Source organism: Kineosporia sp. A_224 (genome assembly GCF_002198655.1).
Classification (GTDB): domain Bacteria; phylum Actinomycetota; class Actinomycetes; order Actinomycetales; family Kineosporiaceae; genus R-H-3.
Genome location: NZ_MWLN01000204.1, coordinates 1 through 25,588, shown reverse-complemented (window position 1 = coordinate 25,588; position 25,588 = coordinate 1). Strand labels below are relative to the sequence as shown.

Genomic DNA, 25,588 nt, shown 5'->3' with positions numbered 1-25,588 from the left:
CCCACGACGACGCCCCCGACCTCGCGCCCGACGACGGCGCCGCCGGGCACGACGAGCACGACCACCCGCACCACGACCAGGACCACGACGAGGAGCCCGGGACCCACGATGACGAGCACCACGGGGACTGCGCACCCCTCCGAGACCTCCGGCACCCCGGACCCGTACGCCGACGCCCCGACGACGATGCTCCCCGCGATGCGGGCGCCCGCCGACGGCCCGCAGGCACCGCGGATCAAGCAGGCGCCGCCCGGCACGACGACGCTGCCCGCGGCGGGGTTCTCCTGGGTGCCGGCAGCCGGCCTCGGCTACGAGGCGAAGCTCGACGACGCGAGCTGGCGGGCGTGCGACGGTGACTGGTACGCGATCTTCATCGACCTGCCCGCCGGCCCGCACCACTTCTACGTGCGGTCGGTCGACCGCACGAGCGGGGCCCGCAGCGACGCCGCCCGGTACGACTGGGTCGTCGGCTGACCGTCCGAGGGGCATGCTGACCGGGTGCCTGCTGCTGCCGGACCCGCCGGCCCCGCCGGACCACCGGCCCTGACCGACGCCGGTCTGCCCGCCCTGCTCGCGGAGCGCGGCGTCCCGGGGCTCGTCGACCTCCACACCCACTTCATGCCGGCGAACGTCCTCGCGAAGGTGTGGGCGTTCTTCGACGAGGCCGGCGCCCGGACCGGCCGGCCCTGGCCGATCACCTACCGGACCGACGAGGCGGAGCGGCTCGCGACGCTGCGCTCGCTCGGCGTGACGGCGTTCGCGCCGCTGGCGTACCCGCACCGGCCCGGGATGGCGCGCTGGCTCAACGAGTGGCTCCGGGAGTTCGCCGCGCGCACGCCGGACGCCGTCCCGACCGCGACGTTCTACCCCGAGATCGACGCCCCGCAGTACGTCGAGGAGGCGATCGAGGCCGGGCTGCGGTGCGTCAAGGTGCACGTCCAGGTCGGCGGCTTCGACCCGCGCGACCCGCTGCTCGACGACGTCTGGGGGCTGCTCGCGCAGGCCGGCGTCCCCGTCGTCACGCACTGCGGCGACGGCCCGAACCGCGGCGCGTACACGGGTCTGGGCATCTTCGAGGAGGTGCTCGCCCGGCACCCGGACCTCGTCGCCGTCCTCGCGCACGCCGGGCTGCCGGACTACGTCGCGGCCCTCGACCTCGTGCACCGCTACCCGGGGGTGCACCTCGACACCACGATGGTCGGGACGGCGTTCACGCAGGCGTTCGCCCCGCTGCCGGCGGACTGGCCGGCCCGGCTCGTCGACGTCGCCGACCGCGTCGTCCTCGGCACCGACTTCCCGAACATCCCGCACCCGTACGCCGAGCAGGTGGCCGCGGTCGTCGGCTGGGCGGACGCCGACCCGCGCCTGGGGGACCCGTTCCTGCGCGCCGTGCTGCACGACACCGGGGCGCGCCTGCTCGGGCGTTGAGCAGCGCCTGCGTACTCGGAGGGCGGTCCGCAGCGCCCGCCAGGTAGGCAGGGCACGATCTACAGCCCCAGGTCGGCCAGGTGCGGCAGGTGCTCGCGGGCCGCGGCCCGGGCCTGGGCGGCGGTCGGGGACGACGCGGCCGCACGGGCGGCGGCCCGGCACTGCTCGTCGGTGGCCCCGGCGAGCGCGGCGGCGACGTCGGCGATCGAGCGGGCCGTCATCGACAGCGAGTCGACGCCGAGGCCGACGAGCACGCACGCGAGCGCCGGGTCGGCGGCAGCCTCGCCGCAGACACCCACGGGTCGGCCGCGTCGCTCGCCGGCCCGGCACGTCATGTCGACGAGACGCAGCAGCGCGGGCTGCCAGGGGTCGTTGAGCGGGGCGAGGTCACCGAGGAGCCGGTCGGCGGCGAGCGTGTACTGGGTGAGGTCGTTCGTGCCGATGCTCGCGAACGCGGCGACCTCGAGGATCTCGTCGGCGCAGATCGCGGCCGACGGAATCTCGACCATGACGCCGGAGACGCCGAGCCCGTGCGCGTGGCAGCGCTCGACGAAGGCGTGCGTCGCGTCGACGGTCGCGATCATCGGGGCCATCACCCAGACCTCGGCCTGCGCCTGCCCGGCCGCGGTGGCGATCGCCGCGAGCTGGTCCTCGAGCAGCTGCGGGGCCCGGTAGACGGTGCGCAGGCCGCGGACGCCGAGGGCCGGGTTCGGCTCGTCGGTCGCCGTGACGAACGGCAGCGGCTTGTCGGAGCCGGCGTCGAGAGTGCGGACGACGACCTTCCTGCCGGCGAACTGCTCGAGGACGCCGCGGTAGGCCGCGACCTGCTCCTCGACGGTCGGCGGCTCGGTCCGGTCGAGGAAGCAGAACTCGGTGCGGAACAGGCCGACGCCCTCCGCACCGGCGGCCGCGGCGGCCACCGCCCCGGCGCCGTCGCCGACGTTGGCGAGCAGGGCGACCGGGGTGCCACTCGCCGTCCGGCCGTGGCCGTCGAAGCTGCGCGGACCCGTCGCGGCGAGCCGCTCCGCCCGCGCGCGGGCCGCGTCGTCCGGGTCGACGACGACCCGGCCGGCGGCGCCGTCGACGAGGACGACGTCACCGTCGACGAGGCCGGCGGCGTCCTTCGCGGCGACGACCGCGGGCAGCCCGAGCGCGCGGGCGAGGATCGCGGTGTGCGACGTCGGACCGCCCTCGACGGTGACGAGCGCGCGGACGACGGCGGTGTCGATCGTCGCGGTGTCGGCGGGGGCGAGGTCGTGCGCGACGAGGACGAACGGGACGTCGGAGTGCGGGATGCCGGGGGCGGGGCGGCCGGTGAGCTCGGCGACGATCCGGTCCCGGACGTCCTCGACGTCCCGCGAGCGCTCGGCCATGTAGCCGCCGAGGCTGGCGAGCATCGCCGCGACGTCGTTCGCGGCCTGCCAGATCGCCCGCTCGGGGGTGAGCCCGGCGTCGGTGACGAGCCCGGTGGCCGTCGCCTCGAGGGTCGGGTCGGCGGCCATGAGCGCGGTCGCCTCGAGCACCGCCCGGCCGGTCTCGGACGCGCTCTCGGCCCGGTGCTCGAGGTCGGCTCGGACGGCGTCCGCGGCCGCGACGAGCCGGGCCGCGGCGGCGGCCCGCTCGCCCTCGGGCAGGACGACGCCCGCGTCCGGTTCGCGGACGGCGTCCGGCATCCGCCGGACCGGGGCGACGACGAGGCCGGCGCTGACGCCGACGCCCTGGATGTCGCGCATGACGGAACCTCTTCGACGAAGGCACGGGTGGACGGCCGGGGTGGGATCCGGCTGTGACCTCTGTCATACACCAGCGAAAGGCTCTTATGCACTATCTCCCGGACCATTGAACGGATGTGACAATGACGCACGAAGATCGTGCAGCCGGTCCGTCACAAGCGTTCGGCGAGCCGCCGGCACGCGATCTGGACCGGGTCGTGGACCGGGGAGAACGGCGGCGCGTAGGACAGGTCCATCGCGGCGACGTCGTCGACGCTCCCGTGCAGCCAGATCGCGGCCGCGGCGGTGTCGATCCGCTTGGCCGACCCGGGGCCGCCGACGACCTGGACGCCGAGCAGCAGCCGGGAGCCCCGCTCCGCCAGCACCTTGACCGCGATCGGCGAGGCCTCGGGCATGTAGCCGCTCGCGGTCGTCGACTGCGTGACGAGGCTCGCGACGTCATGGCCGGCGTCCGTCGCCTGCTGCGTCGTCGGGCCGGTCCGGCCGATCTCGACGTGGACGCCGTTCGCGGCGAACCGGGTGATCGCGGTCCCGAGCACGCCGCCGAACCGGGCCGGTCCGCCGCCGGTGCCGCCCTCCGGGTCGCCGGCCGCGGAGCGACCGATGTTCTCCCCCGCGACCCGGCCCTGCTTGTTCGCGTGCGTGCCGAGCGGCACGTACACCCGCTGCCCGCCGTGCCGCTCGACGTGCTCGCAGCAGTCCCCCGCCGCCCACACCCCAGGCAGCACGGCGCCGTCCGGGCCGAGCGCCCGCTGCCGGTCGTCGGTGAGGACGCCGCCGAAGTCCCCGACGGCGACCCCCGCCGCGACCGCGAGCTCCGAGCGCGGCCGGGCACCGAGGCCGAGCGCGACGACGTCGCCCTCGAACCGTTCTCCCGCAACTGGTCCCGTCGTGCCGCTGCCCGCCGCACCACCGCCCGTCGGGACCGCGCTCACGCAGGCGACCCGGCCGTCCGGCCCGACGCTCAGCGACCCGACGTCCTCCCCGACCCGGACCGTCACCCCGGCCCGCTCGACCGCCTCGCGGACCCGGGCCCCCATGTCGGGGTCGAGCGTCCCCATCACCTCGCGCCGGGTGACGAGCGTCGTCGCCAACCCCTTGCGCGCGAACGCCTCCGCCATCTCCAGGCCGATGTACCCGCCGCCGACGACGACCCCCCGGCGAGGTGCCTCGTCGAGCATCGCGACCCACGCCGCCCCGTCGTCGAGGTCCTTGACCGCGCGGACCCCGGGAACGAACCGGCCGTCCGCGTCGAGCGCCCACGGCGGGACGACGGGCGCCGCACCGGTCGCGAGCAGGACGTCGTCGTACTCCCACGTCGTCCGGGTACCGGTCGTGACGTCGACGCCGGTCACCGTGCGGGCGGCGAGGTCGAGCGCGACGGCCTCGACGCCGAGCCGCAGGTCGATGCCGGCCTCGCGGTGCTCCTGCGCGGTCCGCGCGACGAGCCGGGCGCCGTCCTCGACGTCGCCGGCGACCCAGTAGGGGATCCCGCAGGCCGAGTACGACGTGTGCGCCGTCCGCTCGAGCGCCACGACGCGCAGGTCGACGCCGGCCGCCCGCGCCGTCCGCAGCGCCTGGTGCGCGGCGCTCATCCCGGCGGCGTCCGCGCCGACGACGACGAGCCGGTGAACGACCGACGACGATCCGGCCACGCTGCCTCCCGGGGTCCGCACAGGCCCCGCACGGGGCCGCGCCCACCCTCGCACGGCGTGCACCTGCGCGAGCGCAGGAGCCCCCTAGGCTCGGCCCATGAGCGAGCGACGCACGATCGACTGCTGGCTGACCGACATGGACGGCGTCCTCGTCCACGAAGGGACCGCCCTGCCCGGCGCCGCGGACTTCCTCGCCCGGTTGCGCGAGAAGGACAAGCGGTTCCTCGTGCTGACGAACAACTCGATCTTCACCGCCCGCGACCTGCGCGCCCGGCTCCTCGGCTCCGGCCTCGACGTGCCCGAGGAGGCGATCTGGACGTCGGCCCTGGCGACCGCGCAGTTCCTCGACGACCAGCACCCCGGCGGCTCGGCGTACGTCATCGGCGAGGCCGGCCTCACGACGGCGCTCCACGAGATCGGGTACGTGCTCACCGACACCGACCCGGACTACGTCGTCCTCGGCGAGACCCGGACCTACTCGTTCGAGGCCATCACCAAGGCGATCCGCCTCATCGACGGCGGCGCCCGGTTCATCGCGACGAACCCCGACCCGACCGGCCCCTCGGCGGAGGGCCCGCTGCCGGCCTGCGGGGCGGTCGCGGCGCTCATCACCCGGGCCACCGGGGCGGTGCCGTACGTCGTCGGCAAGCCGAACCCGATGATGTTCCGCTCGGCGATGAACCGGATCGACGCGCACTCGGAGTCGACCGCGATGGTCGGCGACCGGATGGACACCGACATCGTCGCCGGCATCGAGGCGGGCCTGTCGACCTACCTCGTCCTCACCGGCTCCACGCCGCGCAGCGCGGTCGAGACGTTCCCGTACCGGCCCTCGCACGTCCGGGACTCGATCGCGGACATCGTCGAGCGGATCTGACGCCGCGGCGCCGGCAGGCCGCGCTCAGCGCTTGAGCACCCGGCGCATGATGATCCGGGTCTCGATCGACGTCACGCCCGGGAGCAGGCGGATCAGCTGGACCGCCTCGTACAGCTCGGCCTGGGTACGGCCCTTGACCCGGACCTCGTAGTCGATGGTCCCGGCGAGGTCGAGCACCTCGACGACCGCCGGGATCGAGGCGAAGCCCTCCTCCATCGTCGGGGCGTCGACGTCGATGGCCGTGTTGACGTGGACGACCGCGTGCCAGGGGGTGCCCTCGAGCTCGGGGTCGAGCAGGACGGTGTAGCCGCGGACGACGCCGCTGGCCTCCATCCGGCGCATCCGCTGGGTCACGGCCTGGGCCGAGAGGCCGACCGCCTCGCCGAGGTCGCGGAAGGACGCGCGGGCGTTCTCCACGAGCAGACGGAGGATTCTTCCGTCGGTGGAGTCCAGACCGCGGTTCCTCATGCGCTGCTCGACCACGGTTTCATGCTCTCAGACGAGATCTGATGCCATCGATCCATGTCCACGCCCACCCTCCGCCGCCGCCCCCGTCCGCTCGCCACGGCCTCGTCGACCCGTTCCACGAGGACGTCGGCACGTACGAGCAGGTTCGCGCTGCTCCGAACGGGTGACGCCCGGCGCACGCCGGCGCCGGCGACGGTCGGCATCGGCGCCCTCGTCGGCGTGACGATGGTGTGGGGCTCGACCTTCCCGCTGCTCAAGGACGCCCTGGACCGGATCCCGGCCGCCGACCTGCTCACCGTCCGGTTCGCGGTCGCGACCCTCGCCCTGCTCGCGCTGCGCCCGACGGCCCTGGTCGGCATGAGCCGGCGGACGGCGGCCCGCGCCGCGCTGCTCGGCCTGCTGTACGGCGTCGCGCAGGTGCTCCAGACCGTCGGTCTCGGGCACACCTCGGCGTCGGTGTCCGGCTTCGTCACGAGCGCCTACGTCGTCCTCACGCCGGTGCTCGGTGCGCTGCTCCTGCGCCGCCGGCCGCCGCGCGCGGTCTGGCTCGCGGTCGGGCTGTCCACCGTCGGCATCGGCGTCCTGTCGCTGCGCGGCCTCGCCGTCGGTCCAGGCGAGGCGCTCACGCTGCTCTCGGCGGCCTTCTTCGCCCTGCACATCCTCGGCCTCGGCGCGTGGGCGTCGGCGAAGGACGCGTTCGGCGTGAGCGTCGTCCAGCTCGCGGTCGTCACCGTCGTCAGCGGGGCCGCCGCGGCGCCGGGCGGGCTCACCCTGCCGCACGGCACGGCCGACCTGCTCGCGGTCGGCTACCTCGCGGTCGTCGCCGGCGCCGGCGCGCTGCTCGTGCAGACATGGGCCCAGGCCCACGTCGCGCCGGAGCGGGCCGCGGTCGTCATGACCCTGGAGCCGGTCTGGGCGGCGGCGTTCTCGGTCGCGCTGCTCGGGGAGACCGTCGGGCCGCGGGTCGTCGTCGGCGGCGCCGCGGTGCTCGCCGCGATGGTCGTCTGCGAGCGCCCGGACCTCATCGCCCGGCTCGCCGCGACGCTGCGCCCGCTCGGGCAGCGGCTGCCCGACGTCGTCGGCCCGCGGGACGCCCGCCGGACGCTCGGCGTGCACGGCGCCGGCGCCCGCTCCCGGGAGGGCCGACAGCCCGGCCCCGTGCGGGGCACCCGGACGGCGTGCGCGGCGTGCTGCTAGGGCCCGGTCCTGGGCCGGGACCGGGTCAGCGTTGCGCGCAGTGCGCCCGGACGGTCTCGACGACGAGCCCGGGGACGCGCAGCTGCGGGAGGTGGTCGACCCCGGCGAGCCGGACGAGCCGGCAGCCGGGGATCGCCGCGGCCATCTGCTCGTCGAGCGCGACGAGCGAGGGGAAGTCCCGCTCCCCGAGCATGAGGGTCGTCGGGACCGAGATCTCGCCGAAGCGGTCGAGCGCCGACGGCAGCCGCCGTAGGTGGAGGCCCTCGGCCGCCTCGGCGCGCAGGCTGGTCCGCACGAGGTCGCGCACGAGCGGCTCGTGGCCCGCGGCGCACCACAGCTCGAGCATGAACGCGACGAGCGGCTCCTCGTCGCCCGTGGCGTAGGCCTCCTCGGCGGCCTCCCAGCGGGCCTCGACGTCCTCGGCCGCCGACGGCTGCCAGCCACCGGCGGACGGGGCGAGGAGCACGAGCGAGCGGACGGCGTCCGGCCGGCGCAGCGCCACCTCGACCGCCGTCGCGCCGCCCTGGCTGTTGCCGACGAGGTGCGCCGACGCGATGCCGAGGGCGTCGAGGACGGCGAGCAGGTCGTCCGCCCAGTCGTACGGCTCGGTGGGGGCGGGGGACCCGCCGTAGCCGCGGAAGTCGTACCGGACGACGCGGCAGGTCTCGGTGAGCGCCGGCCACACCGCCTCCCACGACCGCAGGTCGCCGATGCCGGGGTGGAGCAGGACGACGGGCTCGCCGTCACCGCCGGAGTCCTCGGCCCACAGGGAGTCCGCACCGACCGGGATCGTCATCCGCATCCGGGCACGCTATGCCCGGCCAGTGGTGGACCGACAGCGAGTTACGCCGACAGGAGAGCTGCACCGGGCGAGTTCCAGCGACGGGGCCCGCATGCGAGATCGGCGGCCCTCCTGCCGCGCGGCCAGGCGCGTGCAGGAGGGTCCGCCGATCGTCGGCGGTCCGGACGGCGGGGGGCGACCGCCGGGTGTCCGGACCTGCTCCGGGCCGTCAGGGGCGTTGACGGCCAGAAGTGTCTTCAGCAGGGCGCGTCAGTCGTCCGAGCCCTTGTCGTCGCCGGCCTTGTCGTCGCCGCCGTGGCCACCGTGGTCGTCGTTCGCGTCGTCCGCGTNTGCCGGAGTTCGCACCGTGGTCGTCGTTCGCGTCCTCGGTGGCGTCGTCGCTGCCGTGGCCGCCCTTGTCGTCGTTCGCGTCCTCGGCGCTGTCGTTGCCCGAGTTCGCACCGTGGTCGTCGTTCGCGTCCTCGGTGGCGTCGTCGGTCGGCTCGGCGCTCGGGGAGTCGTCGGAGCTCTTGACGATCTTCGACGTCGAGTGGCCGCCGGTGGCGGCGAACGAGACGCCGACTGCGGCGGCGCTGAACGTGAGGGCGGAGGCCGCGACGAGCACGACCGCCTGACGCTTCTTGAGGTTCATCGAGGTCCTCTCGGGAGCCCGGACCGTCGGCCCGCGCTGTGACTTCCGCTACGACACAGTTCTTCCAGCCGGCGGCAACCGGTCGCGACTGCCCCTTGGTACTAGTCCCGGTCGTCGACCGGCCGCTGAGCACGGGACACCCCCGGGGACGACGCTTTCTTCGCGCAGGCTTGACGTTCCGTTGACCCACGGGAGTCGCGCCCGACCCGCTCTTGACGCAGCCTTGACGTGCCCCGGACGGCGGGTCAGGCGGTGGCGTGCGTGCGGACCCAGGCATGCATCGCGACCGCCGCGGCCGCCCCCGCGTTGATCGACCGGGTCGAGCCGAACTGTGCGATGGACAGGACGGCCTCGCAGGCCGCCCGCGCGGGCTCCGAGAGACCCGGCCCCTCCTGCCCGAAGAGCAGCACGCAGCGCCGCGGCAGCAGGTAGGTCTCCAGCGCCACCGACCCGGGCAGGTTGTCGACGCCGAGCACCGGCAGCCCCTGCGCGCCCGCCCACGCGACGAGCGCCACGGCGTCCGCGTGGTGCGAGACGTGCATGTAGGCGTCGGTGACCATCGCACCCCGCCGGTTCCAGCGCCGGCGGCCCACCACGTGCACCCCGGCGGCGTTGAACGCGTTCGCGGTCCGGACGACGGACCCGATGTTGAAGTCGTGCTCCCAGTTCTCCACCGCGACGTGGAACGGGTGCCGCCGGGTGTCGAGGTCGGCGCGGATCGCGGCGACCGTCCAGTACCGGTAGCGGTCGACGACGTTGCGCCGGTCGCCGTCGCGCAGCAGGTCGGGGTCGTACCGCGCGTCGTCCGGCCACGGCCCCGGCCACGGACCGACGCCCACCTGTGGGTCCGCCGGGGGCGCGCTGTGAGTCTCGCCGTCCGCCACGGAGGCGAACCCTACGGCCCTTACCCTGGAGGGGTGACCTTCGCACCCCATGCGCTCGGCCCGAGCTGGCTCGACCCGCAGACCCTGCTGGAGCAGCTCGGCAACGGAGCCCTCTGGGGCGCGGCCGCCATCGTGTTCGTCGAGTGCGGGCTGTTCCTCTTCTTCCTCCCGGGTGACTCGCTGCTGTTCACCGTGGGGCTGCTCATCGGGCAGGGTTCGGTGAAGGCGCCGCTGTGGCTGGCCTGCCTCGTGCTCACCGTCGCGGCCTTCGCGGGGAACGTCGTCGGGTACGAGATCGGCCGCTTCGTCGGCCCGGCGATCTTCCGCCGCCCGGACTCCCGGATCTTCCGCCAGGAGTACGTCGACAAGACCGTCGCGTTCTTCGACAAGTACGGCACGCGCGCGATCGTCCTGGCCCGGTTCGTGCCGATCGTCCGCACGTTCATCACGGTGACGGCCGGCGTCGGCCGGATGGACCGGCGCAGGTTCTTCACGTACAGCGGCATCGGCGCGGTGCTCTGGGCGACCGGTGTGACGCTCCTCGGCAGGCTGCTCGGCGGCGTCGACTTCGTGAAGAACAACCTCGAGGCGATGCTCCTCGCGATCGTCCTCGTCTCCGTCCTGCCCGTGGTCTTCGAGTTCGCCCGCGAGCACCTCAAGCGCCGCCGCACCGCCGCCTGACGCGGACGGGCGGCGCGGGCGTCACTCCGCCCGGGCCGCGGTCTCCGGGTCGTCGGCCGGGAGCGTGACCGCGCGGCCGGGCGCCGCTCCGCCCTGCGACCCGGGCTCCTCGGACCGCGCGGGCCGACCGGCCTGCGCCGGCTCCGCGGGCGGCTCGGCCGGGTCGCCGCCGGCGGCGCCCCCCGACCGGAGCGCACCCAGGACGACCGCGGCGACGACGACGCACACGACGACCCCGACGACGCCCGAGCCGACGAACGCGGGCCGCGGGCCGGCCGCGCTCCCGAGGAACGCGGCGAGGCCCAGCCCGACGACGCTCGCGAGCTGCGTGGTGCCCGCGACCGCGGCGAACGCCCGGCCCCGCACGGCGTCCGAGGTCCGGGCCACGGTGAACGACCCGACGTAGACGTTGAGCGCCCCGAAGCCGAGCCCGATCCCGCCGAAGGCGACCGCGACCCAGGCCAGCCCGGGCGCCAGACCGGCGAGCGTCGTGAGCACCGAGACGACGACGAGCGACCCGACGATGCCCCAGGCCTGCGCCCGGACCGTGGCCGCCCGGCCGGCGACGAGCGCACCGACGAGGCCGGCACCGGCGAGCACGCCCGTCACGAGCCCGTACGTGGTCGGCCCGGCGCCGAAGACGTCCCGGACGAGGAACACGTCGACGACCGAGACGACCTGGATGACGAGCAGGATGACGAGGATCCCGCCGAGCAGCGCGGTGAAGAGGCCGTCGGCCCGGATGAGCGCGAGCCCAGCCCAGGCGCTGTCGCCGCCCGCCCCCGGCTCCGGCCGCCGCACGACCCGGACGGCACGGGCCATGACGACGAGCACGAGGAACGTCGCCGCGTTGACGAGCAGCGCGCTCGCGACCCCCACGGTGCCGACGAGCACGCCGGCGAGCGCGGGGGCCGCGACCGTCGCCGCCGCCGTCCCGGCCTGGCTGAGCCCGATCGCCCGGGACACCTCGTCGTCCGGGACGAGGTGCGGCAGCAGCGCCTGCCAGGCCGGGCTCGCGACGACCTGGGCGAGGGCCATGAGCGCGACGAGGGCGACCAGGGCGGCCAGGGTGTACGGCGAGCGGGCGGGGGCGAAGGCGACGAGCGCGGCGGCCCCGAGCGCGAGGACGACCTGGACCGCGGCCGTCACGACCGTGGCCCGCCGCGAGTCCGTCCGGTCGACGTAGCGGCCCGCGAGCGGTGCGCCGACGGCCCAGGGCAGCGCGGTGGCGCCGATGAGCGCGGCGACCCCCGCGGTGCCCCAGCCTGCGTCGTAGGCGAAGAGGGTCAGCGCGATGGCGGCCAGGTCGTCCCCGAGGTAGGAGACCGACTTGCCGACGACCGCGATCCGCAGGTCACGATACCGCCAGACGCTGCTCCTGCCCACGTGCCGGTGCCCCTGTCCCTACCGGGCCCGGTGCGGGCCGATCTGTGCGTGCGGTCGACCGTGACTCTAGCGTCATGGCATCAGTCACAACACCCGCCCCTCCGGTCACGCCGACCCGGTGCGCCGACCGCACGGACGCCGCGACGACCGCGGCCACGGCGGCGCTCACGCCGAGCCCCGCCCCGCCCGCGGCGACCCACGCGGTGCGGACGTCGACGAGCCCGCCGACCACGCCCCCGACCGCCATGCCGCCGATCGACGCCGCCTGCGTCGCGCCGGTCACGGCCGCGAAGACCCGGCCCCGGACGGCGTCGGGCACCCGGCCGGCGAGGAAGGCACCGAAGGCGACGTTGAGCGCACCGTTGCCCAGACCGATGCCCGCGAGCACGACGGCGAACCAGCCGAGCGACGGGGCGAGCCCGCCGAGCACGACGAGCCCGGCGATCGCCGCGACGGAACCCACGACGACGCCGACCTGGACCCGTGGTGCGCACCAGCGACCGGCCCCGAGCGCGCCGACGACCATCGCGGCGGCGAAGAGCGCGTTGACGACCCCGTAGCCGGCCGGCCCGGCCCCGAGGACGTCGCGCACGAGGAGGACGTCGAGGACGACGACGACCTGGAGCACGACGATCATCGCGACGAGCCCGGCGACGAGCGTCCCGAGGACACGGTCGTCCCGCAGCAGCGCATAGCCGGCCCAGGTGCCGCCGCCGCCCGCCCCTCGCTCCGGCCGGCGGACGGTGCGGACGGCACGGGCGGCGACGGCGAGCGCCCCGAAGCTCACGGCGTCGACCGCGAGCGCGCCGGCGACACCGCCGCCCGCGACGAGCAGGCCACCGACGGCCGGCCCCGCGACCCCGGCGAGGGTCGTCGTCGACTGCAGCAGGGCGACCGCCCGCGGCACCTCGTCGGCCGGCACGAGGTGCGGGACGAGCGCCTGCCACGCCGGGCCGGACACCGCCTGGCCAGCACCCAGGGCGGCGACCAGGGCGAGCAGGGCCGCGGCGGTGACCGGCGAGGCCGGGTCCCCCAGGAGCAGGACGACGATCGCCCCGAGCGCGCACAGGCCCTGCCAGAGCGCGGCGAGCGACGTCGCGCGCCGGGAGTCGACACGGTCGACGACCCGCCCGGCGAGCGGCGCCCCGAGCGCGAGCGGCAGGGCCGCGGCGACGAGCACCGCGGCGACACCGGTCGCGCCCCAGCCGGCGTCGAACGCGTAGAGCGTCAGCGCGATCGTCGCGACCTCGTCGCCGAGGAAGGACGCCGACCGGCCGGCCGCGGCCAGCCGCAGGTCCCGGTGCCGCCAGACCGAGTTCTCAAGCATCTGCTTCATAATTTATGAAGGTACTCTTTCACATATGACCTCCGCAAGGGCGGCCGGGCAGCACCCGGCCCGCCGCCGGGTCGCACCGCGGACGGCGTCGTACCCTGCGCAGGTGGGGCAGCGGCGGACCGAGGACGGCGACATCGTCGTCTCCGACCCGCGGGCGATCCGGGCCCTGGCCCACCCGGCACGGGTCGCCGTCCTCGAACGGCTCTTCGGCGGGGCCGTGCTCACCGCCACCGAGTGCGCCCGGGTCGCGGGGCTCACGCCGTCCGCGATGAGCTACCACCTGCGGGCCCTCGAACGGTTCGGCCTCGTCGGTCGCGCCGACGCGACGGACGACGGGCGGGAGCGCCCCTGGCGCGCGCTCGGTACCGGGATGCGGATCAGCGCCGAGTCCACGCTCGCCGGCCGGGCCGCCGAGCAGCTGCTGTTCGGCCGGATGACCGAACAGCTCCTCGCCGAGACGGAGGCCGCCCGCGCCCACCGGCACGCCCACGGCCCGGACAACGACCGGCCGAGCGCGTTCCTCATGAGCGGGATGCGACTGACCCCCGCCGAGGCCAGCGCACTCACCGACGCCGTGAACGACCTGCTCGAGCCGTACTCCGCCCGCACCGACGACCCCGGGGACGCCCTCGACTACCACGCCTACTGGGTCGTCGCCCCGGCGCTGCCCCCGGGCGGGCGCACCGACGACGGGTCCGACGACGCGGGGCGGTCCTGATGTCCGAGTGGCTCTCGGGCCTCACCGACATCGAGAACCTGTCCGCGGGCGCGGTGTACCTCGTCCTCTTCACGCTCGTCTTCGTCGAGTCCGGGCTGCTCGTCGGCTTCTTCCTGCCCGGGGACTCGGTGCTCTTCACCGCCGGGCTGCTCGCCGCCGAGCCCGGCACGGGACTGTCCCTGCCGGTGCTCGCCGCCGGCGTCTTCGTCGCGGCGGTCGCCGGGGACGCCGTCGGCTACTGGTCCGGCCGCCGCCTCGGCCGGCCGTGGCTGCTGCGCCGGGCCGGCCGTGCGGCGCGGCACGTCGAGCGCGCCGAGCAGTTCTACGAGCGGTACGGCTGGTGGGCGGTCGTCATCGCCCGGTTCATCCCCTGGGTGCGGACCTTCACCCCGATCCTCGCCGGCATCGGGCGGATGACCTACCCGCGCTTCCTCTCGGCGAACCTCGTCGGCGCCGCGGTCTGGGGCAGCGGCCTCGTCGCGCTCGGCTACGTCGGCCACTCGGTCCCGGCCGTCAAGTGGGCCGCCTACGTCGTCGCCGGGGTCGCGATCCTCACGTCGGTCGTCGTCCCGCTCGCCGGCTGGGCCCGGCACCGCCGTGACCGCCCTGCGGACGCCGCCGCGGGCGAACGGCCCGCGCCGTAGGCTGTCCGTCCGTGCCCGACACACTGCCCGAGAAGAGCGCCTCGCCGGCCCGGATCGCCTACCAGGGCGAGCCGGGCGCGAACTCCGACGCCGCGGCCCGCGAGGTCTACCCCGGCCTCGAGACCGTGCCCTGCGCGACGTTCGAGGACGCCTTCGCCGCGATGACGAGCGGGGACGTCGACCTCGCGATGATCCCCATCGAGAACTCGATCGCCGGCCGGGTCGCGGACATCCACCACCTGCTGCCCGACTCGGGGCTGCACATCGTCGGCGAGCACTTCATGCCGATCCACTTCCAGCTCATGGTCGTGCCGGGCACGACGATCGACCAGGTCCGTACGGTGCGCAGCCACACCCACGCGCTCGGCCAGTGCCGCCGGCTCATCCGCGAGCACGGCTGGCGGGCGATCGTCGCGGACGACACCGCCGGCGCCGCCCGCGAGGTCGCGGCCCTCGGCGACCCGACGGTCGCCGCGCTCGCGCCCCGGATCGCCGCGGACCTCTACGGCCTGGAGATCCTCGCCGAGGACGTCGAGGACGAGCACCACAACACGACCCGGTTCGTCGTCCTCGCCCGGGAGCCGCACGAGCCGCCGCAGTCGGACGGGCCGGTCATCACGACGTTCGTCTTCCGGGTCCGGAACGTCCCGGCCGCGCTCTACAAGGCGATGGGCGGCTTCGCGACGAACGGCGTCAACATGACGAAGCTCGAGAGCTACCAGCTCGGCGGCACGTTCTTCGCGACACAGTTCTACGCCGACGTCGAGGGCCACCCGAAGGACACCCCGCTCGCCCTCGCCCTCGAGGAGCTCGCGTTCTTCTCCGCCTACCTGCGGGTCCTCGGCACCTACCCGGCGAGCCCGTTCCGCGCCGAGATCGCCGAACCGGCCGAGAACCGGACCCTGCGCCCGAACCCGCGCCCCTGAGCCGGTCGCGACCCGGTGGCCCTCGTCAGGTGCCGCCGTGGACGTCGATCCCGGCCGTCCGCGGGTCCGCGCTCAGCGAGCCCGCGGCCTCCGCGTGCCGGACGCCGACGAGCCGCGCGACGACCCCCGCCGGGAAGGTGGCGCGGCGGGTGTCGAGCCGGGAGACGTTGGCGTTGTAGAGCCGGCGGGCCGCGGTCGCCCGGCCCTGAATGTCGGTGAGCTCGCGGCGCAGCGCGAGGTAGGACTCCTCGGCGCGCAGCGCCGGGTGCCGGTCCGCGACCCCGAAGAGGCTCTCGAGCGCCTGGGAGAGAACGCGTTCGGCGGCGGCACGCTCGGGGACGGACGGCCCGGCGGCGCGGGCCGCGGCGAGCGCGGCGACGACCGTGTCCACGGCTGCGGCGGCGCCGGCGTCCGACGGCCGGGTGCGGCCCCGGACGACGGCCAGCAGGTTCGGCACGAGGTCGTGGCGGCGGCGCAGCTCGTCGTCGACCTGCTCCCAGGTGCGCTCGACGAGGCGGCGCAGGCCGAGCAGGCCGTTGTAGGCGCCGTACAGCCACAGCGTCGTCCCGCCGAGCAGCACGACGAGGACCGCGAGCGCGGCGACGGCGGCCGGTTCCACGGGCGGAGCGGTCTCTACTGGGCGGCGAGGCCGAGGTCGGTCAGGTCGAACGCCGCCCGGTAGGGCAGCCCCTCCGCCTCGATGGCCTCGCGGGCGCCGGTACCGCGGTCGACGATGACCGCGACGCCGACGACCAGTGCACCTGCGGCGCGCAGCGCCTCGACCGCGGTGAGGACGGACCCGCCCGTCGTCGAGGTGTCCTCGACGGCGACGACGCGGCGGCCCGCGACGTCCGGGCCCTCGATCTGGCGCTGGAGGCCGTGCGCCTTGCCCTGCTTGCGGACGACGAACGCGTCGACCGCGCGGCCCTGCGCGGCACCGGCGTGCAGGATCGCGGCGGCGACCGGGTCGGCCCCCATGGTGAGGCCGCCGGTCGCCTCGAAGTCCCAGTCCGAGACGAGGTCGAGCAGGACCCGCCCGACGAGCGGGGCCGCCGTGGCGTGGAGCGTGATGCGCCGCAGGTCGACGTAGTAGTCGGCCTCCCGGCCGCTCGACAGCGTGACCCGGCCGTGGACGACGGCCAGGTCCTTGACGAGCCGGAGCAGCGCGGCGCGGTCGGTGTCGACGGATCCGGTGGTCGCGGTCATGGTGCTCACCCTAGGGGGCACCCGGGTCCCCGCACGGGGTGCGCCCGCCGGTCGGACACCGGTCGGGCCACCGGGCGGGTCAGCGACCGTCCCAGGTCGCGGTGCCCCAGACCTTCCCGGCGAACTCGTCGTCGTCCTGCCGCGGCGGCCACGTCGAGGCGACCCAGCCGTCGGTCACGGGGTCCCAGGTCGCGTCGGTCCAGGTCCGGCCGGTCCAGGTCCGGCCCGACCAGGTCCGCCCGGTCCAGGTGCGCCCCGTCCAGGTCCGGCCCGTCCACGCGCCGCCCGGGCTGCCGTCCGCGGCGAAGCCCGCGCCGGTCCACGGGGCGCCGTTCCAGGACCCGTCCCACGACCACATGCTCGCCGTCGACGTCGGCCAGGCGGTCTGCCCCGACCACGGCCGGAGCATGACGTCCTGCTCGCCGGTGAGCGCGGCGTCGCCGTCGGTCACGTGGATCCCGCCGCGGGCCCGCTCGAGCGAGCCGCGACCGGACCCGTACGACGTCTCGGCCGAGCCGACCCACCAGGTCGCCGCGGCGCGCTCGACGTCGATGCTCCCCGCGCCCTCGGAGTCCTCGCCCTCGGTCGGCAGGCCGACCGCCGTCTGCATGAGCAGCCACTTCACCTGGGCGGGCTGCAGCCACGGCCGCTGCTGGAGCAGCAGCGCGGCGGCCCCGCTGACGACGGCCGCGGACTGCGACGTGCCGCTGCCGCGGATGCCGGACCGGCCGACCCGGGCAGCCGGGTTGCTGTCGGAGATCCAGCTGCCGGGGACCCGCAGGCTGACGATGCCGGAGCCGGGGGCGACGACGTCCGGCGTGCGCCACCATGCGGCACCGCCCCGGCGCGCGGAGAACCACGGCACCCGGTCGTCGTCGGTGCGTTCGGTCCCGACGGTGTTCGTCGCCCCGACGGCGAGGACGTTGCGGTTGTAGGCGGGGTCGTTGAGGCCGTAGCCGTTGGCGCCGTTGTTGCCCGCGGCCGCGACGACGGTGATGCCGTAGCGGGTCGCGACCTCGGCGGCGTAGGCGAGCGGGTCGTGCCAGGGAGCCTGCTGGCTCGGGGTGCCGAAGGAGAGGTTGATCACCCGGATCCGGACGCCCGTGTCGTCCCGGTGCTGGACGACCCAGTCGATCGCGGCGATGACCTGGCTGACGTCGACGGCGCCGTAGCGGTCGGCGAGCTTGAGGCTGACGAGCGTCGCGTCCGGGGCCACGCCGAGGAAGCGGTCGGTCGACGCGGCGTAGGTCGCACCGTCGCTGCGCGGGCCCTCGCGACCGGCGATGATCCCGGCCATGTGCGTGCCGTGGCCGTAGGTGTCGAGGTTGCGCAGGTTGCGGTTCTGCGACTCGAACGACAGGTCCGGCCCGACGACGACCTTGTCCGCGCCGAGCAGGCCCTCGACCGGCGCGACGCCGGTGTCGATGAGCGCGACGCCGACCCCGGCACCGGTGATGCCGCGACGCCACAGCGGGCGGGCCCCGACGACGTCCGCGACGAGGCTCATGGAGCCCCGCTGCCCGGCGGAGTCGGTGCCGAGCGACATCGCGTGGAGGGTGCGGTCCGGTGACACGGACCGGACGCCCGGGGCGGCGGCGATGCTCGCCGCGGCGTCTCCCGCACGGGTCGCGGGGACCTCGGCGACGACCGAGCCCACCGTGCGCTGGACGGCGACCACCCGGGCGCCGGCCGCGCGGACGGCGCGCTCGGCGTCCGCGACCGGGCCGGCCGCGAGGACGACGAGACGCACCGCGGGCGAGGACGCGCGGGCGGCGACGCGGTCCGCGACGTCGCGCTCCGGGACGGCACGGTCCGGGACGTCGAGGCCGGCGCCGGCGAGGGCCGCGGCACCGAGGCACACCGCGGCGACGACGCGGGCCCGCCGCGTCCGACCTCGTGGTGCCACCGTCGTCCGCCCTCCCCGGATGCCCCGTCTTCCCAGGGCACTACGCCTGTCCTCGTACGACAGAGCGCCTGCAGTGAGCGGGACGTTACGCCATGCACCCGTTGGGTGATGGAGAGTTCAGGACCTTTACGACGAACACCTGAGATCGATCACATCGCGTCGCCGACACGCCGTCCCGGGGCGCCGTCCCGATGCGCTCGGTGACCACCCCGGGGCCGTCGGGCGGGGTCAGACCTTGTTCTCCGCCCGGCGGCTCGACCGGCTGCGCCCGATCCGCTGCTGCAGCGCCAGCGGCATGTGCCGCAGGGCGAGGACGGCAGCCTTGTACCGGACGCTCGGGACGCTGACGACCTTGCCCTTCGCGACGTCCCGCAGGCAGGCGTCGACGAGCGCGTCGGCATCGAGCCAGGCCCACGACGGCATCGACGTCATCGTCAGGCCGGCCCGCTGGTGGAACTCGGTGCGGACGAAGCCGGGGCACAGCGCGACGGCCCGCACCCCCGTCCCGGCCGTCTGCGCCGCGACCGACGCGGTGAACGTCGTCGCCCAGGCCTTGGCCGCCGAGTACGTGCCGCCCGGCATGAAGCCGGCGACCGAGGAGACGGTGACGACCGTGCCGCGGCCGCGGGCGACCATGCCGGGCAGGGCGGCGTGGGTCAGCACGAGGACGGCGGTCACCATGATCGCGACGAGCCGCTCCTCGACGTCCACGTCCCCTTCGTGGATCCGCTGCTTGGGCCCGAACCCGGCGTTGTTCACGAGGACGTCGACCGGCCGGGCGGCGTCCCGGACCCGGTCGGCCACCCGCTCGAGCTGCGCCCGGTCGGTGAGGTCGGCGGAGATCACCTCGACCTCGACGCCGTGCGCCGCGCGCAGCTGCTCCTTCACCTCGCCGAGCCGGACGGCGTCCCGTGCGACGAGCACGAGGTCGTGGCCGTCGGCGGCGAGCCGGCGGGCGAAGGCGTTGCCGATGCCCGCGGTGGCACCGGTGACGAGGGCGACGGGGCGACCGGTGCGCGGAGTCGGCATGGGCGAACTCTAGGACGCGATCCGGGCACCGTCGGGACCGGCGGGTAGCCTCGCGGCGTGCGCCTCGCGACGTGGAACGTCAACTCCCTGCGGGCCCGGGCCGACCGGGTCGTCGCCTGGCTGGAGCGCAGCGACGTCGACGTCGTCGCGCTCCAGGAGACCAAGTGCAAGGACGAGCAGCTCCCCCGCGAGCGGTTCGAGCGCCTCGGCTACGAGGTCGCCCACTCCGGGTACTCGCAGTGGAACGGTGTCGCGATCCTGTCCCGGGTCGGGCTGGCCGACGTGACCGTGGGATTCCCCGGGATGCCCGGCTGGGGCGACCCGCCGGCGGCCGAGGCCCGGGCGCTCGGGGCCACCTGCGGCGGTGTGCGGGTCTGGAGCCTCTACGTGCCGAACGGTCGCACCCTCGACGACCCGCACCTGGCCTACAAGCTCGACTGGCTGGCCCGGCTGCGCGACGCGGGCGCCGGCTGGCTCGCCGCGGAGCCCGGCGGCCAGGTCGCCCTCGTCGGGGACTGGAACATCGCCCCCCAGGACGACGACGTGTGGGACATGTCGGTGTTCGCCACCTCGACGCACGTGTCGCCGCCGGAGCGCGCGGCGTTCGCCGCGGTCGTCGAGGCGGGCTTCGCGGACGTCGTCCGGCCGCACACGCCCGGCCCCGGCGTCTACACCTACTGGGACTACACCCAGCTGCGGTTCCCGCGCCGCGAGGGGATGCGCATCGACTTCGTCCTCGGCTCCCCCGCGCTCGCGGCCCGGGTCACGACTGCCCGCATCGACCGCGAGGAGCGCAAGGGCAAGGGTGCGAGCGACCACGCGCCGGTGATCGTCGACCTGGCATGATCGTCCGGGCCCGGACGGAGCACAGCCGGGCGTCGTAGGCTCGCCGCCCCGGTGGCAGGACGGTCACGGGGAAGGCGAGGAGGTCGATGTCCGTGCAGTCGCGGGGGCGCGCCGACGCGGTCGCCGACGACCTGCCCGACGACCTGCCGGACGACCGGTACGAGGCGTGGGTCGCCTCCCACCTCGCCCTCGAGCACCTGCAGATCCTGCGCGACCAGGGCCCGACCGTCGTCCGGCTGGAGCGCTGGACCGAGCAGGCCGAGCACCGCGGCTGGCCCGAGGTCCATGTTCAGCTGCTCGACTGCCGGCTGCTCAGCGCCGCTCTCTCCGGGTGCGGGCCGCGGGAGATCCGGGAGCGGGCGGACGCCCTGCTCGCCGCCGCGCTGCGCAGCGAGGACGAGGTCCTCCTCGCCCGTGCGATCGCCTGCCGGGTGCAGAACCTCGTGGCCAGCGGGCAGCCCGGCTCGCCCGACGAGGACTTCCCGGGCGAGGTCGCCCGCGCCGTGGCCATGCTCGACGACGCGCTGCGCGCCGGACCCGCCGCACTCGGGGACCGGGCCGCCGACCTGCCCGCCGCGTACGTCGAGTGCGGCCTGGCCTACTACCGGTACGAGCTGTGGGAGCTCGAGGCGGAGATGTACGACCGTGCGGAGCGGGCCTGCGCGCTGCCGCTCGACGACGCGCTGCAGGTCGTGGTCGACCTCACCCGCAAGGTCATCCCGATGAACCGGCAGGAGAACGACTGCACGCTCGCGTGCGCGCTCCTGGAGGTGGGCCGGGACGACGACGCCCGCGATGTCGCCCGCCGCCGGCCCGCCGCCGCCCCCGCGCCGCGCAGCCGGCTGCCGGAGCTCTGGCGGCTCGAGATCGCCGCCCAGGACCACCTGCTCACCGTCGTCGCGGCCGGGCCGGAGGCTCCCGAGGAGGCGTGCGAGGTGCCGGCGGAGCTGTACGAGGCCCTCGGCCGCAGCACCTGGCAGGGCTACCGCGGCCTGCTGCACCTCGCGGCGGCGCTGGCCCGGCGGGCCCGCGGCGACCTCGTGGGCGCCGCGGCCGAGGCGGCGCTGGCGGTCGAGCGCTTCGACGGCTACGGCCCGACCCCGCGCAACCTCGCGCTCGCCCTGGCGGCCCTCGGGACGCCGGAGTCGCCCGCCCACCGCTACGCCCGGCACCTCGTCGGACTGCGCTGGGACGCCCGGCTCCACGTCCTCGCGGCCGCCCGGGCCCGGCTCGTCGCGGCGGGCACGCTGCGCGACGGCGAGGCGCTGCGCCGCCAGCTGCTCACGGACGAGCTCACCGGTCTGGGCAGCCGGCGGGCCTGGTCGCAGGCGCTCGACGCGCTCCGCGCCGACGACGACGCCGCCCGGGTGGCCGTGGTCCTGCTCGACCTGGACGCCTTCAAGCAGGTCAACGACACCTTCGGGCACACCGTCGGGGACGAGGTGCTGCGGGTCGTCGGCGCGCTGCTCGCCGACGCGGCGCGCGGCGACGACCTCGTCGTCCGGCTCGGCGGCGACGAGTTCGCCCTGCTGGCCCGCCCCGACGGGGAGGACGACCTGTCCGGCCGGGCCGTGGCGATGGTCGAGGCCCTGCGCCGGCACGACTGGGAGCCGCTCGCCGCGGGTCTGCGGGTCACCGCCAGCGCAGGGCACGCGAGCGGTCCGGCGGACGCCGTCGACACCCTGCTCGCGACGGCGGACGCCCGGCTCTACGCGGCGAAGGCCGCGGGCCGGGACCGGGCCTACACGCAGGCGACGTAGCCGCTGCTCCTCAGCCGGCCTCGAGGTCGTCGACCTCGTCGGCCGCCGCGACGAGCACCGGGTCGTGGCTGGCGACGAGCACGGCGCAGCCACCGGCCGCGGCGGCCCGCAAGGCCCTGGCGAGCCCCTCGGCCGAGGCCTCGTCGAGCTGGGAGGTCGGCTCGTCGAGCACGAGCAGCCGGGGCCCGGTCGCGAGCGCCCGGGCGACCGCCGTCCGCTGCCGCTCGCCGCCGGAGAGCAGGCGCACCTCGCGGTCGGCGAGCGGGAGCAGGCCGAGGGCGTCGAGCACGGTGTCGCCGTGCGCGGCGTCCGGCACCTGGCCGCGGACGGCCCGGGCGAGCTCGAGGTTCGTGCGGACGTCGACGGTCTCCGCGAGGTGCACGTCCTGCCCGACGACGGCCGCCGTCCGGCGCCGCAGCGCCGCGAGGCCGGCCCTGTCCAGGTCGGCGAGGACCGCACCGCCGAGGTGCACCGTGCCGGCGTCCGGCCGCTCGAGCCCGAGGAGCACCCGCAGCAGCGTGCTCTTGCCCGAGCCGGACCGGCCGCGGACGACGTGCAGCCGCCCCGCGCGGACGTCGAGGTCGACGCCCGCGAGCACGACCCGGTCCCCGTAGGCCTTGCGCACCCCGCACGCGACCGCCACCGCCTCGCCCTGCCCGGGAGCCCCCTGCCCGGGAGCCCCCTGCTCGGGAGCCCCCTCTGAGGTAGATCCGCGTGCGATCGCACGGCGATCTCCCTCTGAGGGGGCGGACGGGGCAGCGCCGGACGGGGCAGCCTCGGACGGTGCAGCCTCGGGGTCGGCGGGCACCGGCTGGAGCCGGATCGCCCCGCCGGAGCCGGTGTCCGCCTCGACGAGCCCGGACCCGCTGTGCCGCAGGGCGTCCGGCAGCCGGACCCAGCCGCGGTCGTCGACGACGAGCCGCTCCGGACCGCCCGGCACCCAGGTCTCGCTGAGCCGGCCGTCGCGGATCCGGACGACCCGGTCGGCGACCCGCGCCGCCCGCCGGTCATGGCTCACGAGCACGAGGCAGGCCCCGGCGTCCGCCACCGCCTCGGCGAGCGCGTCGTAGACGTGCTCGGCCGCGGTCGCGTCGAGCTGGCCGCTCGGCTCGTCGGCGAGCACGAGCCGCGGGCCGTGCGCGAGGGCCGCGCAGACGGCGACCCGCTGCGCCTCACCGCCCGACAGGGTCGCGGTCGTCCGGGCCGCGAGCGGGCCGACGCCGAGCCGGTCGAGCAGGTCCCGCGAGCGGTCCCGCGCGACGTCCGCGGCGACGCCGGCGAGCCGCTGCTGGAGCGCGACGTTGTCGAGGACCGACAGCTCCGGGCGCAGGGTGCGGGCCGGGAACTGGTCCACCCACCCGAGCCGGCTGCCGCGCCACGCCGCGAGGTCGCCGGTCGCCGCGCCGACGTCGACGCCCGCGACGACGGCGCGGCCGGCGGAGAGCCGCTGCTCCCCGGCGAGGACCCGCAGCAGGGTCGTCTTGCCCGAGCCGTTCGGACCGTGGACGACGACCCGCTCACCGGCCGCGACGGCGAGGGTGAGCCCGCGCAGCGCGGCGACCGCGCCGCCCGGGACGGGGTGGAGGCAGAACGCGTCGCGGACGTCGACGACCGGCCCGGCGTCGCGATCCGCCGTCACCGCAGCGCCCCGGCCCGCCGCAGGTCCCTGGCTCACCGCAGGTCCCTGGCTCACCGCAGGTCCCTGGCTCACCGCAGCACCCCCGCGTCCCGCACGGGCAGCGGCTCGCGCATCGCCCCGAGCGCGACGGCACCCGCGAGCGCGAGCGCGACGACCACGCCGCCCGCCGCGGCGGCCAGCCCCCAGCCGAGCCCGGTGCCGGGCACGAGCGGCGGCTGCGGCGTCACCGCGGTCGCCGTGACGGCGACGAGCCGGGACGTCGCGCGCGACAGCACGACCCCGACGAGCACCCCGGCCGGGACCGCGGGCAGCACGACCGCGACCGCGCGCCACCAGAGCGCCCCGCGCAGGGTCGCCGGTGCCACGCCGTCCGCCTCCCACGCGTAGGCCTGCGCCGCGTCGTCGGCGGCCTCGGCTGCGACGAGCAGCACGAGCGCGGCGGCCGCGACGAGCAGGGTGAGCAGCGCGCCGGCGGCGAGCAGCCCGCGGGCGCCGACCGCGACCGGGTCGGTGCGCAGGGTCTGTGCGACGACGGGCTGCTCACGGATCGCGAGCCGGTCGAACGGTGCCGTCGCGAGCACCCGGCGGGCCTGCGCCGCGGTGACCGGCAGTGCCGATCCCCCCGGCCCGACAGCCGGTTCCGCCGCGCCGAGCGCGAGCCACAGCTCGGTCGGGGAGCTCGCACCGGGCTGGTCGAGGTCGAGGAGGCGGCCGAGCGCCGTGACGTCGACGACGGCGAACCGGCCGTCGGGCGCGGTCGGGAACCGGGGCAGGACGGCGACGACGCGGGCGAGCACGCTGCGCCGCTCGAGGACGACGGTGACGAGCCCGCCGCGGGCGGCGGCCGCCGTCCCGGGGTCGACGGCCACCGCGACCGGCTGGTCCGCGGCACCGGGGCCCGTGGCGCGCGCGCTGAGGGCGACCGACCCGGTGGTGATCCGGTAGGAGAGCGCGGCGGAGCCGGCGTCGGCGGCGACCTCCAGCCCGCTGCCGGACCAGTCCCGCCACGGCGCGGCCACCGCGACGCCGTCGACGCTCACCGCGCCGAGGCCGAAGCTGCCGGCCGGCACCGTGAGGTCGACGTTCCGCTCACCCAGGGCGTGCTGGGTGCGGGACGCCTCGTCGGTCGGCTGCCGGACGGTGACCGCGACGAGGTGCAGCGGCACCGGGCGGCCGGTGGCGTCCTTCCACGTCGCCGGGCCGGGGGCGGCGCCGACGGCCGCCCCGAGGTCGGCGGTGAGGGCCGACGGCTCCCCCGGCGCGCTGACGAGCAGCGGCACCCCGGTCTCGCGGCCGTCGTCGGCGCGGACGACGGCGGTCACCGCGACCCGGACCCGGTCACCGGTCGTCGTCACGACGAGCCGGCGCCCGGCCGGGAGCGCCGTCCCGTCGGGGACGGCGGCGGCACCGGTCGTCGAGAGCCGCCGCGCGAGGTCGACGGGGTCGCCGGCGCCACCGGTCACGGCGCTCCAGCGGCCGACGTGCTGCAGCACCGCCGGGTCGAGCCCGAGGAGCTGGATGGTCGCCCCCTCGGTCGACGAGACCCGCACCGAGCCGGCCGCCCGGAGCACCGGGTAGGCGACGGCGCCCGGGAGCCGCTGCGCGACGACGTCCGCAGGGGCGGCGTCGACGGGGCGGGTCAGGTCCCGGCCGGTCTCGAGCCGGGCGTCGGTCGGGACGGCGAACGCGGCCTGGTCGGCAGCACCCCGGTCGAGGGTGGCCCGGTAGGCCCCGGCGAAGACCGAGGCCGCGACGGCCGCGGTGAGCACGGCCGCGGTCGCGACCGGTCGCAGCGGGCGACCGGCCGCGGCGGCCAGCCCGAGCCGGGCGCCCGCT

General features: G+C 76.3%; 23 protein-coding genes. 10 read left to right on the top strand and 13 right to left on the bottom strand.

Features of this window, described 5'->3' with window-relative positions; genetic code table 11:
- Window positions 1-108 precede the first annotated feature (108 nt).
- Window positions 109-474: a hypothetical protein gene (locus EDJALFJO_RS34530; protein ID WP_158220559.1), complete on the top strand. Its 366-nt coding sequence runs from the start codon at window positions 109-111 to the stop codon at window positions 472-474.
- 24 nt (window positions 475-498) lie between these two features.
- Entirely contained in the window at window positions 499-1,428 is a 930-nt protein-coding gene (locus tag EDJALFJO_RS25010) for an amidohydrolase family protein (RefSeq protein ID WP_088289040.1), read from the top strand.
- A 59-nt stretch (window positions 1,429-1,487) separates the two neighbouring features.
- On the opposite strand, the gene ptsP is transcribed toward EDJALFJO_RS25010, so the two are convergent.
- Together ptsP and EDJALFJO_RS25000 are read right to left on the bottom strand one after the other, a co-directional pair.
- Window positions 1,488-3,161: a phosphoenolpyruvate--protein phosphotransferase gene (gene ptsP, locus EDJALFJO_RS25005; protein ID WP_088289039.1), complete on the bottom strand. Its 1,674-nt coding sequence runs from the start codon at window positions 3,159-3,161 to the stop codon at window positions 1,488-1,490.
- A gap of 152 nt (window positions 3,162-3,313) precedes the next feature.
- Entirely contained in the window at window positions 3,314-4,816 is a 1,503-nt protein-coding gene (locus EDJALFJO_RS25000) for an FAD-dependent oxidoreductase (protein WP_198950620.1), read from the bottom strand.
- Between the two features lie 97 nt (window positions 4,817-4,913).
- On the opposite strand from EDJALFJO_RS25000, the gene EDJALFJO_RS24995 reads away from it, so the two are divergent.
- On the top strand, window positions 4,914-5,693 hold the full coding sequence (locus EDJALFJO_RS24995; RefSeq protein WP_088289038.1) for an HAD-IIA family hydrolase: 780 nt from the start codon (window positions 4,914-4,916) through the stop codon (window positions 5,691-5,693).
- 24 nt (window positions 5,694-5,717) lie between these two features.
- On the opposite strand, the gene EDJALFJO_RS24990 is transcribed toward EDJALFJO_RS24995, so the two are convergent.
- Window positions 5,718-6,176, bottom strand: coding sequence for an Lrp/AsnC family transcriptional regulator (locus EDJALFJO_RS24990; protein ID WP_088289037.1), 459 nt, complete (start codon window positions 6,174-6,176; stop codon window positions 5,718-5,720).
- A 39-nt stretch (window positions 6,177-6,215) separates the two neighbouring features.
- Between EDJALFJO_RS24990 and EDJALFJO_RS24985 the strand changes: the two genes are divergently transcribed.
- Window positions 6,216-7,358, top strand: a complete 1,143-nt coding sequence (locus EDJALFJO_RS24985; RefSeq protein ID WP_088289036.1) for a DMT family transporter — start codon at window positions 6,216-6,218, stop codon at window positions 7,356-7,358.
- A 25-nt stretch (window positions 7,359-7,383) separates the two neighbouring features.
- On the opposite strand, the gene EDJALFJO_RS24980 is transcribed toward EDJALFJO_RS24985, so the two are convergent.
- Both EDJALFJO_RS24980 and EDJALFJO_RS24970 read right to left on the bottom strand, forming a co-directional pair.
- Window positions 7,384-8,160 (bottom strand): alpha/beta fold hydrolase, encoded by a 777-nt coding sequence (locus tag EDJALFJO_RS24980; RefSeq protein ID WP_088289035.1) that lies wholly within the window; start codon window positions 8,158-8,160, stop codon window positions 7,384-7,386.
- An 876-nt stretch (window positions 8,161-9,036) separates the two neighbouring features.
- On the bottom strand, window positions 9,037-9,726 hold the full coding sequence (locus EDJALFJO_RS24970) for a TrmH family RNA methyltransferase (protein WP_088289109.1): 690 nt from the start codon (window positions 9,724-9,726) through the stop codon (window positions 9,037-9,039).
- Between EDJALFJO_RS24970 and EDJALFJO_RS24965 the strand changes: the two genes are divergently transcribed.
- Window positions 9,709-10,356, top strand: a complete 648-nt coding sequence (locus EDJALFJO_RS24965) for a DedA family protein (RefSeq protein ID WP_088289033.1) — start codon at window positions 9,709-9,711, stop codon at window positions 10,354-10,356. The two genes, EDJALFJO_RS24970 and EDJALFJO_RS24965, sit on opposite strands and share 18 nt — an antisense overlap.
- 21 nt (window positions 10,357-10,377) lie before the next feature.
- On the opposite strand, the gene EDJALFJO_RS24960 is transcribed toward EDJALFJO_RS24965, so the two are convergent.
- On the bottom strand, window positions 10,378-11,742 hold the full coding sequence (locus EDJALFJO_RS24960) for an MFS transporter (protein WP_088289032.1): 1,365 nt from the start codon (window positions 11,740-11,742) through the stop codon (window positions 10,378-10,380).
- Window positions 11,711-13,078: an MFS transporter gene (locus EDJALFJO_RS24955; protein ID WP_088289031.1), complete on the bottom strand. Its 1,368-nt coding sequence runs from the start codon at window positions 13,076-13,078 to the stop codon at window positions 11,711-11,713. The genes EDJALFJO_RS24960 and EDJALFJO_RS24955 overlap by 32 nt, the downstream gene beginning before the upstream one ends.
- Before the next feature lie 103 nt (window positions 13,079-13,181).
- Here EDJALFJO_RS24955 and EDJALFJO_RS35185 point away from each other — a divergent pair, with 103 nt between their 5' ends.
- Genes EDJALFJO_RS35185 through EDJALFJO_RS24940 form a run of 3 tightly spaced genes read left to right on the top strand, consistent with a single transcriptional unit; the run spans window position 13,182 to window position 15,366 of the window.
- Window positions 13,182-13,796 carry a helix-turn-helix transcriptional regulator gene (locus EDJALFJO_RS35185; RefSeq protein ID WP_198950619.1) on the top strand — a complete coding sequence of 205 codons (615 nt, stop codon included), beginning with the start codon at window positions 13,182-13,184 and terminating at the stop codon, window positions 13,794-13,796.
- A complete protein-coding gene (locus EDJALFJO_RS24945) occupies window positions 13,796-14,440 on the top strand; it encodes a DedA family protein (protein WP_088289029.1) in 645 nt (214 codons plus the stop codon). Before EDJALFJO_RS35185 ends, EDJALFJO_RS24945 begins: the two co-directional genes overlap by 1 nt.
- Before the next feature lie 11 nt (window positions 14,441-14,451).
- Entirely contained in the window at window positions 14,452-15,366 is a 915-nt protein-coding gene (locus EDJALFJO_RS24940) for a prephenate dehydratase (protein ID WP_198950618.1), read from the top strand.
- 25 nt (window positions 15,367-15,391) lie between these two features.
- On the opposite strand, the gene EDJALFJO_RS24935 is transcribed toward EDJALFJO_RS24940, so the two are convergent.
- From EDJALFJO_RS24935 to EDJALFJO_RS24920, 4 genes are all read right to left on the bottom strand, one after another.
- Window positions 15,392-15,985, bottom strand: coding sequence for a LemA family protein (locus EDJALFJO_RS24935; protein WP_088289028.1), 594 nt, complete (start codon window positions 15,983-15,985; stop codon window positions 15,392-15,394).
- Window positions 15,986-15,999: 14 nt separating this feature from the next.
- On the bottom strand, window positions 16,000-16,572 hold the full coding sequence (gene pyrE / locus EDJALFJO_RS24930; protein WP_088289027.1) for an orotate phosphoribosyltransferase: 573 nt from the start codon (window positions 16,570-16,572) through the stop codon (window positions 16,000-16,002).
- A 79-nt stretch (window positions 16,573-16,651) separates the two neighbouring features.
- Window positions 16,652-18,478, bottom strand: coding sequence for a S8 family serine peptidase (locus tag EDJALFJO_RS24925; RefSeq protein WP_143448775.1), 1,827 nt, complete (start codon window positions 18,476-18,478; stop codon window positions 16,652-16,654).
- 228 nt (window positions 18,479-18,706) lie between these two features.
- Window positions 18,707-19,507 (bottom strand): SDR family oxidoreductase, encoded by an 801-nt coding sequence (locus EDJALFJO_RS24920; RefSeq protein ID WP_088289025.1) that lies wholly within the window; start codon window positions 19,505-19,507, stop codon window positions 18,707-18,709.
- A 57-nt stretch (window positions 19,508-19,564) separates the two neighbouring features.
- Between EDJALFJO_RS24920 and EDJALFJO_RS24915 the strand changes: the two genes are divergently transcribed.
- Both EDJALFJO_RS24915 and EDJALFJO_RS24910 read left to right on the top strand, forming a co-directional pair.
- Window positions 19,565-20,353: an exodeoxyribonuclease III gene (locus EDJALFJO_RS24915; RefSeq protein ID WP_088289024.1), complete on the top strand. Its 789-nt coding sequence runs from the start codon at window positions 19,565-19,567 to the stop codon at window positions 20,351-20,353.
- 86 nt (window positions 20,354-20,439) lie between these two features.
- Window positions 20,440-22,113 (top strand): diguanylate cyclase, encoded by a 1,674-nt coding sequence (locus EDJALFJO_RS24910; protein ID WP_088289023.1) that lies wholly within the window; start codon window positions 20,440-20,442, stop codon window positions 22,111-22,113.
- A 10-nt stretch (window positions 22,114-22,123) separates the two neighbouring features.
- Here EDJALFJO_RS24910 and EDJALFJO_RS33715 read toward each other — a convergent pair whose 3' ends face one another.
- A complete protein-coding gene (locus EDJALFJO_RS33715; RefSeq protein WP_158220558.1) occupies window positions 22,124-23,788 on the bottom strand; it encodes an ATP-binding cassette domain-containing protein in 1,665 nt (554 codons plus the stop codon).
- A gap of 32 nt (window positions 23,789-23,820) precedes the next feature.
- Window positions 23,821-25,588, bottom strand: a 1,768-nt coding sequence (locus EDJALFJO_RS34525; RefSeq protein WP_198950617.1) for a hypothetical protein, incomplete at its 5' end; no start/stop codon positions are given.